General features: G+C 69.6%; 1 protein-coding gene. It reads left to right on the forward strand.

Going from position 1 to position 1,032, the window contains the following annotated elements; all coding sequences use genetic code 11:
* Positions 1-53: 53 nt before the first annotated feature.
* Positions 54-1,032, forward strand: a 979-nt coding sequence (locus tag I4J89_RS49095; RefSeq protein WP_196421102.1) for an IS481 family transposase, incomplete at its 3' end; no start/stop codon positions are given.

Below are 1,032 nucleotides of genomic sequence, written 5' to 3' on the forward strand. Positions count from 1 at the left end.
GAGACCTCCGGCGAGGTGGAAGTTGCGACGCTTTCACCGGAACCGGAGGTCTCATGGCCCACCGTAACGCCCGACTGACCGTGCACGGCCGACGGCTGCTCATCACGCGTGTCGTGCACGACGAGCGTCCCGTCGCGCACGTGGTCAAGGAACTCGGCTGCTCGCGGCAGACGGGATACAAATGGCTGGCCCGCTGGCGCGCCGAAGGTGACGCCGGACTGCTGGACCGGCCCAGCACCGCCCACCGGTTGCCCGGCAAGACCAGCCCCGATCAGGAAGCACGCGTGTGTGCCCTGCGTACCGCACTCAAGCGCGGCGCACGCCGGCTGGCACCGCTGCTGGACATGCCCGCCTCGACCGTGCACGCCGTGCTCACCCGCCACGGATTGCATCGTCTGGCCTGCCTCGACCGGCCCACCGGCACCCCGATCCGCCGCTACGAACGCGACCGGCCCGGCGAACTGCTGCACGTCGACGTCAAGAAGATCGGCCGGCTGCGCGCCGGCGGCGGCTGGCGCGTGCACGGCCGCGACAGCGACCAGAACCGGCGCGCCGAAAACGACCGCCACGCGGGCCGCCGCGTCGGCTACGAATACGTCCACGCCGCGATCGACGATCACACCCGCCTGGCCTACGCCGAAATCCACCCCGACGAGAAAACCGGCACCTGCGCCGGTTTCCTACGCCGCGCCGCCGCACACTTCGCCCAACTCGGGATCGACCGCATCGAGCGAGTCATGACCGACAACGCGATGGCCTACCGCCGCGGCCACGCCTGGCACCAAGCCCTGACCGACCTCGGCGCCCAAGCCCGCTTCACCCGCCGCTACCGCCCACAGACCAACGGCAAAGCCGAACGCTTCAACCGCACCATGTGCGACGAATGGATCTACTCCCGGCCCTTCACCAGCAACCAGGACCGCGCCGACGCCCTACCCGGCTGGCTCCACACCTACAACTACCATCGAGCCCACACCGCGCTCGGAGGCCAGCCACCCATCAACCGCGTCAACAACGGTCCTGGTCACTACA

The sequence above is a fragment of the Actinoplanes aureus genome, from assembly GCF_015704865.1.
In the GTDB taxonomy this organism is placed as follows: Bacteria; Actinomycetota; Actinomycetes; order Mycobacteriales; family Micromonosporaceae; genus Actinoplanes; species Actinoplanes aureus.